Genomic DNA, 17,420 nt, shown 5'->3' with positions numbered 1-17,420 from the left:
CTCTCCTTTCGTAGATGACGGTGTCCAGATGTGATTTGCAATAGGAACCTCTTTGTTGATCAAGCCGATAGCGCGCAAATCACCGGCTTGTTGTTGCAAATCGCGATTAGATCCATACTTCCGTTTGTCGAAGGCGCTCGCGAACAAGAGGGATCACGGAAGTTCCTACTTGCTCGATCGTCTCTAAGTGAGGAAAGCCGCGCAACAATACGTAATCAAAGCCGAGGCCGATGAATTCAATCAGCCGATCAGCCACCTGCTCGGGAGTACCGACGAGCGCAATCGAGTTGCCCGACAGCACTTGAGTGAGCCCGGCCCATAAGTTCGGACCGATTTGGAAACGCCGCTCGGCGCTCGTTTTCATCAATTCGTGCAATCGTTTCGCACCAACCGAATCTCCCTTTTGAATCAGCTCGTCCTTTTTTCGTTTCGCTGACTCCGACAGATGGCTGACCAACGCATCGGCCTGCTCCCATGCTTCTTTTTCCGTTTCGCCCAACACGACTTGAAACGAGATGCTGTAACGCAGCGTCCGGCCATAATGCGCTGCTTTTTGCTTCATTTCCTCGATCCGTTCTTTCATCCGTTCGAACGTCTCGCCCCACATCATGTACACGTCCGCTTCTTTCGCCGCCACTTCTTTGGCAATGTCCGAGGCGCCTCCGAAATAAATGGGTGGGCGCTGTGCGGGTTTCGGAAACAGCGAGGCGTTTTCGAGACGGTAAAACCGTCCTTCATACGTGACGGAAGGGAGAGTAAACAGTTGCTTCAACAGATGGATGTATTCCCTCGTCCGTTCATATCGCGTATCATGGTCAAGAAAGTCCCCCTCAGCCGCTAATTCTTCTGGTGAACCGCCTGTCACGATATTGGGCAATGCCCGCCCATGTGTCCAACAATTGATCGTCGCCAATTGTTTGGCAAAAATAGCAGGTGAAGTGGCGCCAGGACGGGCGGCGAACAGAAGGTGCAATTTAGTCGTCCGCGCTGCCAGATAAGCAGCGACGGCCAACGAATCGAGGCAACCTGCGCCTGTCGGCAACAGCAGCGTGGAAAAGCCATGGGCTTCCGCTGCTTTCGCAATCGCCTCAATGTACTCGACTGTCGGTGGACGCTCTGGATTCTCGTCCGTTCCGGTCCAACTGTTCAAGTTCGTCGAATTGCTGCCAAGACCGACGAATGTGCTGTCTCCAGATGTCGGGGCCATCGTCATAAATTCAATCATGTTTCCGCCTCCTTGTGATCGGGATGGATCATCGCAGGACCGTCAAAGAGAACAGAGCGCTTTTCGTTTTGATCGTTGTTCGTGAGCGGTCCTTGTCAGCTGGCGACAATCATTTCCGAAGGCAACCGATCACTTGATGAAAGCAGACCATTCCGCCACCGCTTTTCGAATTCTCGGAACGGAATCGGCTGTTCCAACAAATAAAATTTGACTTGTTGCTCGACTGCTTGAGCGTAAGAGCGTTCACAAAACATATTCGGCGGGGAAGCGAAGGCGTCGGCTCCTTTTTCTTTGGCGAAACGGAGAACCGCGCTTCGGCGTCCCGCTTGCAACTGCTTGGCGATATTCGGATAGTCTTCGTACGTTTGCGAACTCGTGTGATAAAGGCGAATGGTCGCTCCTTCAATGATGGGGACAACGTTTTCCTGCTCATCGAGAACAAGGGCAATGATCATCAATGTTCCTCTCCATATCATTTCATAGTAACTTTATAGGTTTAATAAAAAATATAAAGGAGCTACTTCCATTTGTAAAATTGAAAAAATAGAAGTGATCGTTCAAAAAATGTGAAGATCCGTAGAGCATCTGCCAGCACATTGATCAAGCAAAAAGCGAAGCCATTTTTCCGTTGCAGGGTGGCTCGCTTCACTCGTAAACATCCGTAAGATGCCAACGGTCAGTCCATCGCGAAAATCGGCGATCGGTTGTGCCACCGTTCCTGCAGGAGGAGGAGTGACAGCAATCTTCGGCACGACAGCGATGCCAAGCGAAGCATGGACATAATATTTCAGCGCCAACATGTTGCTAATCTCGGTTTTGTATAAAGGTTGAATGCCTAACTCCACCAGGCGTTTTTCCAAATTGCGTCGAAATGGGCAGGCGGCGCTCGTTACAAGCAGCGGCTCATCGGCCAAATCGCGAAGATAAACGACAGATCGTTTCGCTAATGGGTGAGAGGCCGGAGAAAGCAGCACCACTTCTTCGGAAAACAACGGTTCAAAGCTCGCTCCTGCCATGGTTTCCGGTGTTGCGCAAATGGCTGCATCGATGTCTCCCCGCTCTACCATGTCCACAAGCATTTGGTTGCTATGAATTTGAATTGTAAACAGAATGTTCGGCTGCTTGTCCCGAAAGGCGCTGAGCCATGCAGGAAGACGGTGACTGGCTGTCGGCTCCATCACCCCGATGCGGACGACGCCTCTTTCGCCATCAATGCATTCTTTCAATGTTTTTTGTAAATGGTCGAAGCTTTTGAGCAAAAATTCCCCTTTCTCACTTAACAATTTGCCTGCCTCGGTCAACTGGAACGGTTTTCCTCGCTTAATGAGCGTGATGCCGAGCTCTGCTTCTAAGTTTTTGATATGAGTCGTCACAGTCGATTGCGCGTAGTTCAACTCTTCAGCAGCTCGCTGGAAGCTTTTATGTTTGACAACCGTTTGGAACGTTTTAATGGTGCGTAAGTCCATAGGGTTTCTTTCCCTTCTTGTCCCATCTTTTTTCGATCACAAAAAAGCAGATTGTCCTTCAGCTGAAGTCAATCTGCTTTCATCATGACAGGAAGAGTAGGTGGAATGGAGCTAGTTTGTGAAACTTGGAATCGCAAGGCGCCGAATGGCAGACTCCAACTCTGATATGCTTTCATCGAGCCGACGCGTCAGTTCTTCGGGCAACGAGTATCCGCCTTCATGGAGGCGTTTTACCCATTGATCGACAGCGTATACGCCGCTCAAAATATAGCGTGCACCCAAGGCGGACAGAACGGGTTTCAATGCGTAGTCAATGGCTAACAGGTGAGCGAGAGAGCCGCCAATAAACAACGGAAGAACGACTTTGTGTTGTAACCCTTTTTGCGGGAGCAAATCCAAATACGCTTTCAATACTCCCGTGTAGGCTGCTTTGTAAACCGGACTGGCAATGATCACGCCTTGAGCCTTCTCCACTTTTTGATTGGCCGCGACAATGGCGGGGCCGTCAAATCGAGCCCGCAATAAATCCTCAGCGGGCAAATCGGCCACACGAATCTGTTCAGTCGTGAATCCCGCTTGATGTAAAGCATGTTCCGCATAGTCAATGAGTCCATTAAGTCGCGATGTCGGCGATGGATTTCCATTAACAATAACGATCGTGGACACGGCTTCACCTCCCCCTTCTATATTTGTTAATTCATATAGGAATACTTTGTTTTGATCATCGTATCATGATGATAAATGCCATGTCAATCATGATATGTAGATTTTTTCTACCAGCGCCGTGTAAAGCGATATCGTTGTGACATCGGTGCGCCTAAAAACGTTAATGGGACAAGTTGTAAAACGATTGTTTTCTCCAAATTATTAGAAGGTCGTGAAAAACGGTTGCTTCTCTTGAGCAATGGGGGAACGTGTGAAAGGCGCTCCTGATGCGACAAGACTTATCTATTTAAGAAACCTTTGATAAGCGGATTGCCCCCTTAAATCACCGGCCTTCTAGAAGGTCATGAAAAACGGTTGCTTCTCTTGAACAATGGGGGAGCGTGTGAAAAGCACAGGGCTTTTCGATTTGAGAAACGAGGTTGGTAAGCAGCCTGTTTCCTTAAATCACCGCTCCTCTAGGTTCGCGGCCGCACGCTTTACAATTCGGGCGAACCGTTGATACGATAAAGAAAGGCACCGTCGGTGATCCTTCCGTGGGCGAGTGGAACCGACGAAGGTGGTAGAATGAACATAGAAAAAGAGAGTGGCTGCCGTCAAAATCGAACATCAACACTACGAGAAGGAAAGGGAAATCGGTATGATTCTAGGAGCCGTTGAAGCCGGGGGCACGAAATTTGTCTGTGCCCTCGGCGATGAACAAGGGAACATCCGTGAACGGGCGGTGTTTCCGACGACGACGCCGGACGAGACGATGGGGCGCGTCATCGACTTTTTCCGTCCGCACAACGTTGAGGCGATCGGCATCGGGTCGTTCGGCCCGGTCGATTTGCGTCCGGACAGTCCAACGTACGGGCACATAACAAGTACGCCAAAACAGGCGTGGGCGAATTTCGACGTTGTCGGCACGCTAAAACAAGCGTTCCCGGTGCCGATCGGTTTTGACACGGATGTTAACGCCGCGGCGCTTGGCGAGCAGCGCTGGGGGGCGGCGCAAGGGCTTGACAGTTGCCTGTATATGACGGTCGGGACGGGCATTGGTGTCGGCGCTGTCGTGGAAGGGCGCCTGCTTCACGGCCTGCTTCATCCAGAAATGGGCCATATGTTCGTCCGTCGCCATCCGGATGACGCGTTTGCCGGCATCTGCCCGTATCATGGCGACTGTTTGGAAGGCATGGCGTCCGGCCCAGCGATTGAGCGGCGTTGGGGGAAAAAGGGGGCGGAGCTGGCCGACCGGAAGGAGGTCTGGGAGCTCGAGGCGTTTTATCTCGCCCAAGCCATCGCCAACTATGTGCTGATCCTATCTCCCAAGAAGGTCATTGTTGGCGGTGGGGTGATGAAACAGCTGTCCATCTTGCCGTTGGTGCGCCAGCGTGTACAGGAGCTATTGAACGGTTATGTGCAGCATGAGGCGGTGTTGGAGAACATAGGGGAATATATCGTATCTCCGGGGTTAGGTGACAACGCCGGTGTGGCCGGGGCGTTGGCGCTCGCCGCGGAGCAAGCAATGAGGGGCGGTCGGCGTCCGTGAGACGCTCGACCGCTGTCATTTTGCCGCTATTCATCATATGACTACCCATTCAAACAATATCTGTTGATCTTTGACTACTTGGTCAAAGAAGTTTGGTAAAATGTTTGCGTAAAACGATAACGATCGTTTATAATAACATTGACTATTCGGTCAAAAGGTGGAGGCGAGAACGATGACGGATGTGCGAAAGTTGGTGGAGTGGCTGCGGCGGCGCGGCGTGCGCGCTAGCTTGGTGAAACCGAGGATCGCCTTGCGGTCGGATCGTTCCTGGCTGACGGCAGGCAAGCAGGGGATGAGCCGCTGCCATGGATGAACGGCGCACGCAATTTATTGAAATGGCGATGAAATTGTTTGCCGAAAAAGGCTACCATGCGACGTCGATTCAGGACTTGGTGGATGCCTGGGGCATTTCCAAAGGGGCGTTTTACCACCATTTTGCCTCGAAGGAAGACTTGCTCTTGGCGGTGCTTCGCCACTACAGCGAAAAAATGGTGGCTGAGCTGACAGCGGACGACGGGGAAGGGACGGAAAAAGAGCGATGGATTCGCCAGCTGTCGGCCCACTTTTCCCATATTCATGAGTATAAAGATTTTTTGCGCATGATCATGTCGGAACAGCTGCCGAAAGTAAATCCAGAAGTCGAGCGTTATATGTTCCGCCAGCACGGTCGTCTTTTTTGGTGGTATTGCACCCGCTTAGAGGACGTCTACGGCGAGGCGGTTCGCCCGTACGTGTATGATGTGGCCATGATGATCAACGGCATTGTCCGGCAATATTTGTTTTATTGTTTTTTCACGAGGAGGCGTTGAACGCGGACGAGATCGCTCGCTTCCTCGCGCGCCGCTTCGATGCGATTGTCGCCAGCTTTGCGGCTGATGAGCCGCCGCTGCTCACGAAAGAATCGCTCGCGCCGTGGGTGGAGCTCGAAGAACGGGAGCGACAACGGCAGCGCGAGCGGCTCGCTTCAGCGTTTTCCGCTGCCCGCGCGGCGGCGCGGGAGCTTCGCTCGAAACAGGCGCGGGAGATGCTTGAGGCGATCGCGGCGTTGGAGGAGGAGCTGCTTGGCCGCGATGGGTCGCCAAGAGCGTATTTGGTGGAGGCGTTGCGGTTGTATTTGCGGCAACACGCGGCTCCTCCGCTCGCCGACGCTTTGGCAGCGCTCAACGATGAAATTCAAGCGTATCAACAATCGGAGCGATGGGAGAGGGAAACATGGAGAAAGCATTGACGGCGCCGGTCGGTACGATCCGGCATCGTTCGCTGTTGATTACCGGACTGGTGATCGCGATGTTGTTTGCGGCTTTGGACGGGACGATTGTCGGAACCGCGATGCCGCGCATTGTCGGCGAGCTTCACGGGTTGGGGATCATGACGTGGCTGACGACGGCGTATATGTTAACATCAACGACAGTCGTGCCGATCGCCGGGAAACTCGCTGATTTGTTGGGGCGGCGGCTCGTGTACGTGAGCGGGCTCGTCATCTTTATGATCGGTTCAGCCCTTTGCGGCATGGCAAACGATATGACCCAGCTTATTCTTTATCGCGGCCTTCAAGGCATCGGCGGCGGCATTATGATGCCGATGGCGATGGTGGTCATCGGCGACGTGTTTACGGGCAAAGAGCGCGCCAAATGGCAAGGGGTGTTCGGCGGCCTGTACGGCCTCGCTTCCGTGCTCGGTCCACAAGTCGGCGGCTTTATCGTCGATCACTTGAGCTGGCGTTGGGTGTTTTATATCAATTTGCCCGTCGGCATTGTCGCCACCGTGCTGATCGCCATGGGATTAAGCAAACACAAAGCCGAAGGGCCGGTCAAATTTGACGTCGCAGGGATGACGACCTTGACAGTCGGAGTGGTCAGTCTATTGCTCGGATTAACGTTTGGCGGCGACCGCTATCCGTGGGGGTCTTGGCAAATCATTTCCTTGTTTGCTTTGGCGGCGGCTGGTTTTGTCTTGTTTGCCTTGGCGGAAAAGCGGGCCGCGGAGCCGATCATCCCGCTTTGGTTGTTCCGCAATCGGGCGTTTACGCTTCTCAATGGCATCGGCTTTTTCATGAGCATCGGCATGTTTGGCGCCATTATGTTCGTGCCGTTTTTTATGCAAGGCATCATCGGGGTGAGCGCCACCCAGTCGGGAACGATCATGACGCCGATGATGATCACGATGATCATCAGCAGTGTCATCGGCGGCCGGCTCGTTTATCGGATTGGCGTCAAACCGCAGTTGATCATAGGCATGGCCGTGATGGTTGCCGCGTTTGGGCTGCTTGGCACGATGGGAATCGACACGTCGAAATGGACGGCAACGCTATATATGATGATTCTCGGCCTTGGCACCGGTTTGGTCATGCCGATTTTGACGCTTGCTTTGCAAGAAAGCTTCTCGAAATCGGAACTTGGCGTTGTCACCTCTTCGAGCCAGTTTTTCCGTTCCATTGGCGGAACGTTTGGCATGACCGTGCTCGGCGCCGTGATGAACGAGCGGTCAAGCGCGTTGCTCGATGAGCGGTTGATGCCGAAACTTGAAGCGTTGCCAGCACAGGCGAAAGGGCTTGTCGACCGCTTTGCGGACATGATTCACAGCGATCCGCAAGGGCTGTATTCCGTTCTCTTCAGCCCGGAGACGATGGCCAAAATTCCAGCGCCGCTGCGCGACATGTTCGTGCCGGTGCTGAAGCAATCGCTTGTCGATTCCCTGCAAGCCGTCTTTTGGTTCGGGCTCGCGTTTATCGCGGTCGGCTTGCTGTTAGTGTTCGGCTTGAAACGGATTGTCTTGTCTGATCGGGCAGAGGCGATGAAGCAGGCAAGAGAGACGGAGTAAAGAAAAGGAAATGGCGGACCGCGCCTCATTTGGTCAGGTGGCGGACCGCCATTTTTTTGCTGCGACGAACAAACCGCTCCGAAGCGGATAAAGCATCTGGGAACGGGGACGAATGGCAGCTTCCGTGTTTTTTATTGGTTAAGCGATTCATGCGGTGCACATGGCGGCCTCACAGCAGCATCCCGCATGGCGGCTACGGCGCGCCTGCATCCGCGCCCTGTCCGAAGACGCGCGAGCGGGTGAGAAAGCGAACACCTTCCGGACCTTCAAGCGAAAACATGCCGCCGCGCCCGGGAACAACATCGATAATCAGTTGAGTATGCTTCCAATATTCGTATTGCGCTTTGGCGATGTAAAACGGGCAGCCGCCGATTTCGCCAAGCAATACGTCGGAATCACCGACGATCAACTCGCCGAGCGGGTAGCACATCGGCGAACTGCCGTCGCAGCACCCGCCCGACTGATGGAACATGAGCGGTCCGTATTTCGCTTTTAGCTTGTCAATTAATGCCAACGCCGCTTCCGTTGCGATCACTTTCGGCTCTTCCATCATCCATCGCTCTCCTCCTTTGCCTAGTAAGTTCTTTCCGAATGGAATGCCCCCGCTGTTTGCCTGAGGTCGATGCCCTCAACAAACAAAAGAAAGGGAAACAAGCACGCCCCTCATTCGCAGCGGATGACGTCCCGGACGTTCGCTTGGCGTCGCGTTCTTGAGCCGGATCCTTCGCCTGGCGCTTGGCCGGGAGACTGTCTTTTCCATTCTCATGGCCATTTCACAATATTCAACCAGCGCCGGTCCTGCTTTGTATCTTCCTGATCCACGATTAAATGATCCTGTTGATCAAAATAAAGCAGTCTAGGATAACGATCAAGAGAAACCTTTACCGCCTTCCATTTCCCGTTTCGCTGCTCATACACCGATACAGCTCCGCGATCATCCAAAAAGGCAAGCTTCCCGTTAGAAACATCAAAATATTGAATGATTCCATGAGAAACAGGGAAACGAGAAAAACGTTTCGTTTTAAGATCAAAATATCCAAATGTCTGCTGATCCGGGTATTCCAAATCTTCTAAATGGATAGCATAAATCAAACCATTATCGTATTCTGCATAAGCGGGGAACGGAGCAGGCGATTCATATGAAGCGCTCCTACCGGTGCGAATGTCGTAAACATAATAATATCCTTTGCCATCGTGCGAATCGGTCCATATTACTTTTCCGTTCCGGAGCGAAACAAATTCATTATATAACCCTTGGGAAACAAGGCGGCCAATGGTTTTTCCTTGTTTTGTTGGTAAATGGAATAGCTTCACTTGCCCAAACTGAGAACCTTTTTCCGTCCATGCTATATACTCTCCGTCTAACACAGGGTTAAACACTGTTGGTGGGGAGGAGTTGGACCGAGCCGCTAAAAATGTAGAACCTGTCTTGCGATCCATGACCCAGATGGTCGATTCGGCCCCAAACGATGTAGAATCCTCCCAAACAACCCAACGATTATTCGCTTGAACCCACTGCACCATCGCTTCCTCATGAGCCGATTGAAACAACATTCGTTGCTTTTTGGTTTTCACATTGACAGCCAGCAATTCATTCACCGATGCCCGGTTCGTTTGATCGGCATTGACAGCAATAAACAGTTCGTTTCCAACCAAGGAAGCATGCGTCCAATTGGGCGCCGAAACATTCCACTTCATCACCGTAAGTGGATTTTTGTCATGATGTTCGTTCTCATCGGCGTGATACGCCCGAAGTTCACATCCATTACACAAAAAGGAAAATATGACGAAAAGAAAACAAACGAAGCTTTTTTTCATCCGCTCCATCTCCCCCTTCAGTCTCCTATGAAAAGAGGGTGTTGGCCCAAAAGGTTGTCGGCCTTCAAGATAAGCACAACATATCGTGCGGCACGTGTGTATATAGCAACGAAAGAGGGGATCCCGATCCTTTTGGGACACCCTCTCATCAAAACGGGTGGCTGCTTCGCCTCGATTGCGACAAAGGCGAGGAAGAGTGGTTTGAGCGCTTGCCCCACTGGAAACAGGGAAAGTGGAGCGCTGGCTGTTAGAACAAGCCGAGCTTTCTCGGCGAATAGCTGACGAGCAAGTTTTTCGTTTGTTGATAATGGTCGAGCATCATTTTGTGCGTTTCGCGCCCGATGCCGGACATTTTGTAGCCGCCAAATGCCGCATGGGCCGGATAAATGTGATAGCAGTTCGTCCACACGCGGCCGGCTTGGATGCCGCGGCCGAACCGGTACGCGGTGTTGATGTCGCGCGTCCAGACGCCGGCGCCGAGGCCGTACAGCGTCTCATTGGCGATGGCGAGCGCTTCGTCGTTGTCTTTGAATGTCGTGACGGCCAACACCGGCCCGAAAATTTCTTCTTGGAAAATGCGCATTTTGTTATGTCCTTTGAAAATCGTCGGCTTCACATAATATCCGCCGGCGAGCTCCCCTTCCAGCATGTTCCGTTCGCCGCCGATCAAAAGTTCAGCACCTTCTTGTTTGCCGATGTCGATGTACGACAAAATTTTCTCAAGCTGTTCAGAGGAGGCTTGCGCGCCGATCATCGTTTCCGTATCGAGCGGATTGCCTTGCTTGATTTGTTTGACGCGCTCAAGTGCTCGTTCCATAAAGGCATCGTAAATCGATTCATGGATGAGGGCGCGCGACGGGCATGTGCACACTTCACCTTGGTTTAAGGCGAACATCGTCAACCCTTCGAGCGCTTTATCGAGAAACTCGTCATCTTTGTCCATCACATCGGGGAAGAAAATGTTTGGTGACTTGCCGCCAAGTTCAAGCGTGACCGGTACGATGTTTTGCGAGGCGTATTGCATGATGAGCCGTCCGGTCGTCGTTTCGCCGGTGAACGCCACTTTCGCCACGCGCGGATTCGAGGCGAGCGGCTTGCCGGCTTCTAAGCCAAAGCCGTTCACAACGTTGACGACGCCAGGTGGAAGCAAATCTTCGATGAGTTCGATGAGGACGAGAATCGACGTCGGCGTTTGCTCCGCCGGTTTCAACACGACGCAGTTGCCGGCAGCGAGCGCTGGCGCGAGTTTCCAAGCCGCCATTAAAATCGGGAAGTTCCACGGGATGATTTGTCCGACAACGCCGAGCGGCTCTTTGAAATGATAGGCGACCGTATCGTGGTCGATTTCCGAAATCGTTCCTTCTTGGGTGCGAATGCAGCTAGCAAAATAGCGGAAATGGTCAATGGCGAGCGGAATGTCAGCTGCGAGCGTCTCGCGGATCGGCTTGCCGTTTTCCCACGTTTCCGCGACCGCGAGCATTTCCAAGTTTTCTTCCATCCGATCGGCGATTTTGTTCAGCAAACGGGCGCGCTCGGCAGGTGAAGTGCGCCCCCACGCCTCTTTTGCCGCATGGGCGGCATCAAGCGCCAGTTCGATGTCCGCCGCTTTTGAGCGCGGCACTTCGCAATACGGCTGCCCGGTGATCGGCGTAATGTTTTCAAAATACTCGCCGTCCACCGGCGGCACCCATTTGCCGCCAATAAAGTTTTCGTAGCGCTTTTTAAATGTGACAAGCGCGCCTGGCTGACCGGGTTGTGCGTAGATCATCCCCCGACTCCTCCTTTGTTTTTTGTACCCGCTTTCAATGGTAGGAATATTTTAAAAATTCCTTCCGATGATTAGATTAGCATGGCTGGACAATATTGTCAAACAGAAAAACGGACGTGTCGTCGAGGACGATAAGGGAGAGATAGGGCGCTTGGCGCGTTTTCCTAGGAGGCCGTGATTGAAGGGGCAACCGCTGATCAAGCCTATTTCTCAAAGCGAAAAGCCTTGTCGCATTAGGATCGCCTTTCAAACGCCCCCCATTGCTCAAAAGAAACAGCTGTTTTCCACCAAGCCATCGAGGAAGATGATGAAAAACCGCTGCTGCCTTTTATCAATGGGAGAACGCGTAAAAAGCAGGACCGTGCCACAAGGCGTTTCGAATTGAAAAATGACGTTGTAAAGCCGTGTCCCCGATTCAATTACCAGCTCTATAGGTCTTCTCATGCCGCGCTTCCCGCCACCGGGAGACAATTTTCGCCAGCAGCGGTTAATCGACCTCGAGCCCTTCAAGCAAGCGGCTGGCGTAGACGCTGCAAAGGTGATGAAACACTTCGAGCAGCTCGTTCGGATCAGCGGCGAAAAAGGCGCTCGCTTCTCGTTCGTTTTCTTCACGGACGAATTGAAATAAAAAATCGGTGGCGATGCGGTTGAACAACAAGAGCGCGCTGTAAGAGCGCTCCAGTTGGCGTTTTCGCTCTGTTTCATCGGCGATTTCGGCAAACGCCCGTCCATAGCGGGCGACCAGTTCTGGCAATCGGCGGTGGATCACACGCTGGGCGTCGGTCAGCATGGCTTCCATCGTGGTCGGTGATAAAAATGTCCGTTCTCGCAGCATGTAACCCCAAATTTGCTTCAACGCGTGGGCGGACTCGCCGGCAAACGCGATTTGGTCAAGCAAATTTGCGCTGTAGCGCTCGTTGTCGGCAGCCTGAATGCGGAGCTGCATAATCACTTCGAGCACATCAGAATGAATTTTTTCCTTCCGCCATTCTTTCGTCAGATCATGAAGCAAGATGGAAAGTAAGCGGGCCGCTTCCTCTTTTGTCATCGTCCGCCAGTCCTTTCGCGACAAAGTTCGTCTCCTTTTTCATTTTACAAACTTGCGACTGTAAAAGTCTACTGCTGGCGACAGATGCATGAGACAGGCCATACGGGCGATGGAGTTGGGAAACATAGCGGCAGAGCGTTACGATGTTCCATTGCCGAGTGAGGAACGTTGACGTATGATAAGATTAGGAACAAACGGATAAGGGCTGCGTCTGGAAGATCGATGGAAAACGATAGTTCCTTACCGATGAACTTGGAGATTAAAAGAGTGAATTCGGTCCAACGCTTATTACAGGAGAGGGGAGAGACGATGAAACCGTTGCGTTTGCGCGGTCACCATTTGCTTTGTGTGCACGGATTTCGCGGCATGGGCTACAGCCCATCGTTTGTTGAAAAAATGTCGGAGATCGTCGCCCGTATTCGGGATGAAACCGACGATTTTCCGATTGAAGTCGTTGCGGCGCTCGACGAGGCGTGCCTCGTCTGCCCGCACCATGGGGAAACGACATGCGAAGCAGGTCCTGATTCTGACGCTCATGTCCGTTCGCTCGATGGCAATGTCATTCGCCACTTAGGTTTACAACCGGGCAGCGTGTACTGGAAGTCCGAACTGATTCAGCGGACGGCGGAGCGGGTCAAGCCGGATGATTTGGATGAATTATGCCGCGGCTGCTCGTGGCTGCCATATGGCGTCTGTAAAGAAGGAATCGCTAACGTCCGCCGCGGCAATGTGGCGCAAACGTGAGGCTCTAGGGGGCCGGTGATTTAAGGGGACAAGTCGCTTATCAAGCCCGTTTCTCAAATAGATAAGCCTTGTCGCATCAGGATCGCCTTTCAAGCGTTCCCCCATTGCTCAAGAGAAACAACCGTTTTTCACCAGCCTCCTAGGGGGCCGGTGATTCAATCGTGTATACCGATTGTTGGCATCATTTCTCAAATGGAAAAGTCTTGCAACACTGCGTACTTTTATTCATCGACCAAAGGAAACCAATGTTTTTCACCAGCCTTCTAGGGGGGCTGGTGATTTAATGGCGTATACAGCTTTACCATGTCATTTCTCAATTAGAAAAACCTTGTTGCATCGATCTTGCTTTTCGCCCATTCCCCCATTGAGTAAGGGAATCAGCGGTTTTTCACCAGCCTTCTAGAGGTTTTCGAAAAACAGGAAGGCCGATGAAAAGACGCTGAGCCATCGCCCGTTGAATCAAGGCGGCCTGTTTCATCGCCGTTTTTCCGCCATCGCCCCAGCGGTTGGAAGGAGGATCATGGTGGCGAGGAGGCGTTCGCGGAAATTTCTAAAAAATGAATAGTTCCATGGGCGGAAAAATGTGATATGATAAACAATTATAAAGACTTTCGACAGAAAGGGTCATGCACGATGAAGGTAGCCAAATTCGGTGGAAGTTCGGTGGCGAGCGCCGCCCAATTCCGCAAGGTGGCCGATATTGTCAGCTCGGATATTGAACGGCGGATCGTCGTCGTGTCGGCGCCCGGGAAACGGTATAAGGACGATGTAAAGGTCACCGATCTGCTCATCCGCCTAGCGGAACAAGTGATGGCCGGCGAACCATACGGGCAGACGGTCGAGGCCATCGTAAAGCGGTATGCGGACATCGTCAACGAGCTTGGGCTTGAGGCCGGCCATTTTTTGGGCGAGCTCAACGATGATTTGCAATCGAAAATCAGCGCCTATCGCCATGAACCACCTCGTTTGCTCGATGCCATGAAGGCGAGCGGCGAAGATCACAATGCCCGCCTCATGGCCCTTTACTTGCAAGATCGCGGACTGGCGGCAAGCTATGTGAGCCCGCTCGAGGCGGGCATCATCGTCACCGATGAGCCAGGCAATGCCCAAGTGCTTCCGGAGTCGTACGACAAACTCAACCAATTGCGCGACCGGCGTGGGGTATTGGTGATTCCTGGGTTCTTCGGCTATTCGCCATCCGGCCATATCGTCACGTTTCCGCGCGGCGGGTCAGACATCACCGGTTCGATCGTAGCGGCTGGTGTTCAAGCAGACGTGTACGAAAACTTTACAGACGTTGATTCGATTTACTGTGTCAATCCATCGATTGTGGTGGACGCCCGCAAGTTGAAAGAAATTACGTACCGCGAAATGCGCGAGCTGTCGTATTCCGGCTTTTCCGTCTTCCATGATGAGGCGCTTGAACCGGTCTACCGCGCCGGCATCCCCGTTTGTGTGAAAAACACGAACAACCCCGCCGCCCCTGGCACATGGATCGTCGCCAAGCGCAACCATATCGATGAACCGGTCGCCGGGATCGCGAGCGATACCGGTTTTTGCAGCATCAACATCAGCAAATATTTAATGAACCGCGAAATCGGTTTTGGCCGGCGCGTGCTGCAAATTTTGGAAGACGAAGGCATCTCCTATGAGCATACGCCGTCAGGTATTGACAACATGTCGATCATTTTGCGCGCCGATCAGCTGGCTGAAGGAAAAGAAGCGCGCATTCTCGCCCGCATCCGCGAGGAGCTGGCCGTCGACGAAGTGACGGTCGAGCACGGCCTAGCGCTTATTATGGTCGTTGGTGAAGGGATGGAAAAAACGATTGGGATGGCAGCGAAAGCGACGATGGCGCTTGCGAAGGCGAACATCAACTTAGAGATGATCAACCAAGGATCGTCCGAGGTCAGCATGATGTTCGGCGTCAAGGAAGAAGTCGTCAACGAGGCGGTGCGTGCCTTGTATCATGCGTATTTTCGGGAGTTGACCGTCACTCGACCTTCATAGGTGCACCGCCTTTTTTTGTTCTTGCTCTTTAGGAGCGGTGATTTCGTACAATCGGTTTCTCCGTTCGAACAGCCTGACGGAATCAACCTTCTTTTTGGCGAAATGCCGCTCGTTTGCTTATGGCCGCCGTTGTTCACCGCCTTCTTTCGCCCGCGCTTGATGCGCCACGGGAGGCGCACGGTCTTTGCCGCAAGCCGGGAGGCGCGAGACGGGAAAGATCCATGGGCAGCGTGATCTGCCGTTCGCCTAGGCATGAAAATCCCGCGCTAGGCCGGCATTTTCAAGGAAAAGATCCATGGGCAGTGTGATCTGCCCTCCGCCCGGGGATGAAAATCCCGCGTCAGCGTGGCATTTTCAAGGAAAACATAGCGAAAATCGCGAAGAGGTTCTGCTCGATGTCAGCGGACCTCTTTTTTTGTTTGGGGGTAGAGCGGGGAAAGCGCCGGCGCGGAAAACCGGCTTAGCCAACGGGTGTCGTAGGCGGTGGGGAATAGCGGTCGTTTGGATTGGTGTGATTTTTTTGCGCTGCTGTACATAAGAAGACAAAACTCGGAAAATACTACCAGTAGAAAAGAAAGCAGGTGAAAGGAGGAAACAATGGTGTCGAAAAGGCTGATCATCATTGCGTTGGTGGTGACGCTCTCCGCGTTTCCTTTGAAAGCGGACGCCATCAGTCGGAGCGAATTGGAGCAGTATGCCGCAAGCGTCGGCTGGACGGTGAGCGACTTGTTGGCTTACTTGGACCGATACGGGTTGACGGCCGCTGACTTTCGCACGATTGATGAGCTGAAGCAGTGGGTGGGCACGCCGCTGACCGAACCGCTTTTTCATGACGTGCTGCGCCGCCATCGGCTGACTGTGGAGGAGCTGGAAGCGCTGCTTGGCCAGTTTGGTGAAACCGTGCAAGATTACCTTTTCGTCGAGGACTTGGATCGGGCCATTCGCTTTTACTCGCAACATAACGCCGCCATGCAGCAAATCAATGACTTGCTTGGAGCGCTCGGCATGAACGAGCAGGAGGTACGGAAATTTTCCCGCCATGTCGCTTCGCTTTCCGATCCGCAATTGTCGGGCAAATTGCGGGCGCTCCGTGCGCGGTTGCGCCCATTTGAGGAAACCGAAGGGCCGTGGACGAGCGAACAGCGCCGCGAACTAAAGGCGATTTGGCAAGAGGCGCTCGCCCTTCTGGAACTAAACGCTCATTGCTCCGCTGACTGGTCCGGCATCAAGGCAGCGGGGGCCGAACCGCTCCACGTGCGGCTATACAACCGCCAAGGGGAACAAGTCGCTGATGTCGCCCTGACAAGGGAGATGCTCTCATCGGGCTATATCGTCCGGGCTGGGGAAAAAGGAATTGAGGCCGGTCTGCTGGCGTTGGAGATGAAAGGGGCGATGTACGGCGAGAAACTGCCGGAAACTGCTTCACCGTACTTGGCGCGCACGTTGGCTGGGGCACTGCTTGCCTGTGCCGGCCTCTACCTTTATCGGCGGACCGCGCGGTGGCGGGGGTGAGTGCGGATGAAGCGCAAACTAGCGACTGCCTTCCTTTCTTCGCTTTGCCCGATATTTCGTTGCACGGCGCTCGTTTTGCTCGTCATCGGAATTTGGCTGGTCGGCTGGAACGGGTATTGGTACATGGTGGGCTGGAAGGCCGCTAAGCCGGATCGAGTCCTTTCTTCACTAAAGCAAGAGTCCGGTTCGAACGCCAACACGTCCGTTTCAGCTGACTGGGCCGGCAAGCGCGCGAAGTCTTCTCCTTCCTCGGCGCTTGGCGCTTATCTCGGTGAAATGACAATTCCGAAACTCGGAGTGGCCATTCCCGTGTATGAAGGCGTTCGTGAACAGGAGCTGCGCCGTGGCGTTGGCCATTATCCAAACAGCGCGTGGCCGGGAGGCGAGGGACATGTGGTATTATCGGGGCATCGCGATACGGTGCTGCGCCGCCTCGGTGAACTGGGAATTGGCGATGCCATCATCCTCCGGACAGAAGGCGCCGCCGTTCATTATCGTGTTGTCAACGTACGCATTGTCGATGACGAGGATCGGACCGTTCTTGTCGACAAAGCGCGCCCCACCTTGACGGTGACAACGTGCTATCCGTTTCATTTCATCGGCCGCGCTCCAAAGCGCTATGTCGTCATCGCCCGCCCGGTCCGCGTCGACCGTTTGAAACTTTGAGCTTGTCTCCCCGTCTCTATAAGCCGGTGAAAAACGACTGATCTCCTTCATCAATGGGAGAATGAGCGAAAACGAGGACCGATGCAACAAGGTTTTTTAAATGGAGAAATGACATGGTAAAAGCTGTATCCACGAGTCAATCACCAACC

16 protein-coding genes and 1 pseudogene are annotated in these 17,420 nt (G+C 53.2%); 9 read left to right on the top strand and 8 right to left on the bottom strand.

Annotated features, from left to right (window positions below; all coding sequences use genetic code 11):
- Positions 1-106: 106 nt before the first annotated feature.
- The 4 genes from B4113_RS03835 to ssuE all read right to left on the bottom strand — a co-directional run bounded on the left by B4113_RS03835 (position 107) and on the right by ssuE (position 3,357).
- A complete protein-coding gene (locus B4113_RS03835) occupies positions 107-1,225 on the bottom strand; it encodes an LLM class flavin-dependent oxidoreductase (RefSeq protein WP_033842970.1) in 1,119 nt (372 codons plus the stop codon).
- A 95-nt stretch (positions 1,226-1,320) separates the two neighbouring features.
- Positions 1,321-1,680: a hypothetical protein gene (locus B4113_RS03830; protein WP_061912233.1), complete on the bottom strand. Its 360-nt coding sequence runs from the start codon at positions 1,678-1,680 to the stop codon at positions 1,321-1,323.
- 102 nt (positions 1,681-1,782) lie between these two features.
- Positions 1,783-2,691 carry a LysR family transcriptional regulator gene (locus B4113_RS03825; protein WP_033842972.1) on the bottom strand — a complete coding sequence of 303 codons (909 nt, stop codon included), beginning with the start codon at positions 2,689-2,691 and terminating at the stop codon, positions 1,783-1,785.
- Positions 2,692-2,802: 111 nt separating this feature from the next.
- Complete coding sequence (ssuE, locus tag B4113_RS03820; RefSeq protein WP_033842973.1) at positions 2,803-3,357, bottom strand: NADPH-dependent FMN reductase; 555 nt, start codon at positions 3,355-3,357, stop codon at positions 2,803-2,805.
- A 637-nt stretch (positions 3,358-3,994) separates the two neighbouring features.
- Here ssuE and B4113_RS03815 point away from each other — a divergent pair.
- The 4 genes and pseudogenes from B4113_RS03815 (at position 3,995) to B4113_RS03805 (ending at position 7,705) form a co-directional block, all read left to right on the top strand.
- Positions 3,995-4,885 (top strand): ROK family protein, encoded by an 891-nt coding sequence (locus B4113_RS03815; RefSeq protein ID WP_033844747.1) that lies wholly within the window; start codon positions 3,995-3,997, stop codon positions 4,883-4,885.
- 172 nt (positions 4,886-5,057) lie between these two features.
- Positions 5,058-5,198, top strand: a complete 141-nt coding sequence (locus tag B4113_RS20025; RefSeq protein WP_033018377.1) for a hypothetical protein — start codon at positions 5,058-5,060, stop codon at positions 5,196-5,198.
- Positions 5,191-6,113, top strand: a pseudogene (locus B4113_RS03810) (TetR/AcrR family transcriptional regulator). The gene B4113_RS20025 and the pseudogene B4113_RS03810 overlap by 8 nt, the downstream one beginning before the upstream one ends.
- The gene (locus tag B4113_RS03805) at positions 6,098-7,705 is read left to right on the top strand and encodes an MDR family MFS transporter (RefSeq protein WP_033842975.1); all 1,608 of its coding nucleotides are present in this window, start codon (positions 6,098-6,100) and stop codon (positions 7,703-7,705) included. Before B4113_RS03810 ends, B4113_RS03805 begins: the two are co-directional and overlap by 16 nt.
- 193 nt (positions 7,706-7,898) lie before the next feature.
- Here the strand turns inward: B4113_RS03805 and B4113_RS03800 are convergent, their stop codons facing one another.
- The 3 genes from B4113_RS03800 to adh all read right to left on the bottom strand — a co-directional run bounded on the left by B4113_RS03800 (position 7,899) and on the right by adh (position 11,291).
- Positions 7,899-8,258 (bottom strand): DUF779 domain-containing protein, encoded by a 360-nt coding sequence (locus B4113_RS03800; protein WP_033842977.1) that lies wholly within the window; start codon positions 8,256-8,258, stop codon positions 7,899-7,901.
- A gap of 209 nt (positions 8,259-8,467) precedes the next feature.
- A complete protein-coding gene (locus B4113_RS03795) occupies positions 8,468-9,532 on the bottom strand; it encodes a hypothetical protein (protein WP_153017121.1) in 1,065 nt (354 codons plus the stop codon).
- Between the two features lie 238 nt (positions 9,533-9,770).
- The gene (adh, locus tag B4113_RS03790; RefSeq protein ID WP_033018386.1) at positions 9,771-11,291 is read right to left on the bottom strand and encodes an aldehyde dehydrogenase; all 1,521 of its coding nucleotides are present in this window, start codon (positions 11,289-11,291) and stop codon (positions 9,771-9,773) included.
- A 178-nt stretch (positions 11,292-11,469) separates the two neighbouring features.
- Between adh and B4113_RS19365 the strand changes: the two genes are divergently transcribed.
- Complete coding sequence (locus B4113_RS19365; RefSeq protein WP_153017120.1) at positions 11,470-11,676, top strand: hypothetical protein; 207 nt, start codon at positions 11,470-11,472, stop codon at positions 11,674-11,676.
- Between the two features lie 102 nt (positions 11,677-11,778).
- Here the strand turns inward: B4113_RS19365 and B4113_RS03785 are convergent, their stop codons facing one another.
- Positions 11,779-12,339 carry a hypothetical protein gene (locus B4113_RS03785; protein WP_033018418.1) on the bottom strand — a complete coding sequence of 187 codons (561 nt, stop codon included), beginning with the start codon at positions 12,337-12,339 and terminating at the stop codon, positions 11,779-11,781.
- Positions 12,340-12,648: 309 nt separating this feature from the next.
- Between B4113_RS03785 and B4113_RS03780 the strand changes: the two genes are divergently transcribed.
- The 4 genes from B4113_RS03780 to B4113_RS03755 all read left to right on the top strand — a co-directional run bounded on the left by B4113_RS03780 (position 12,649) and on the right by B4113_RS03755 (position 17,271).
- Positions 12,649-13,083, top strand: a complete 435-nt coding sequence (locus B4113_RS03780) for a DUF1284 domain-containing protein (protein ID WP_033018390.1) — start codon at positions 12,649-12,651, stop codon at positions 13,081-13,083.
- Positions 13,084-13,716: 633 nt separating this feature from the next.
- A complete protein-coding gene (locus B4113_RS03775) occupies positions 13,717-15,093 on the top strand; it encodes an aspartate kinase (protein ID WP_033842985.1) in 1,377 nt (458 codons plus the stop codon).
- 597 nt (positions 15,094-15,690) lie between these two features.
- On the top strand, positions 15,691-16,605 hold the full coding sequence (locus B4113_RS03760) for a processed acidic surface protein (protein ID WP_153017119.1): 915 nt from the start codon (positions 15,691-15,693) through the stop codon (positions 16,603-16,605).
- Between the two features lie 6 nt (positions 16,606-16,611).
- Complete coding sequence (locus B4113_RS03755; protein ID WP_051962599.1) at positions 16,612-17,271, top strand: class D sortase; 660 nt, start codon at positions 16,612-16,614, stop codon at positions 17,269-17,271.
- The last annotated feature ends 149 nt before the right edge of the window (positions 17,272-17,420 follow it).

This window comes from Geobacillus sp. B4113_201601 (assembly GCF_001587475.1).
GTDB lineage: Bacteria > Bacillota > Bacilli > Bacillales > Anoxybacillaceae > Geobacillus > Geobacillus icigianus.
This window is presented reverse-complemented; position numbering and strand designations above follow the sequence as displayed.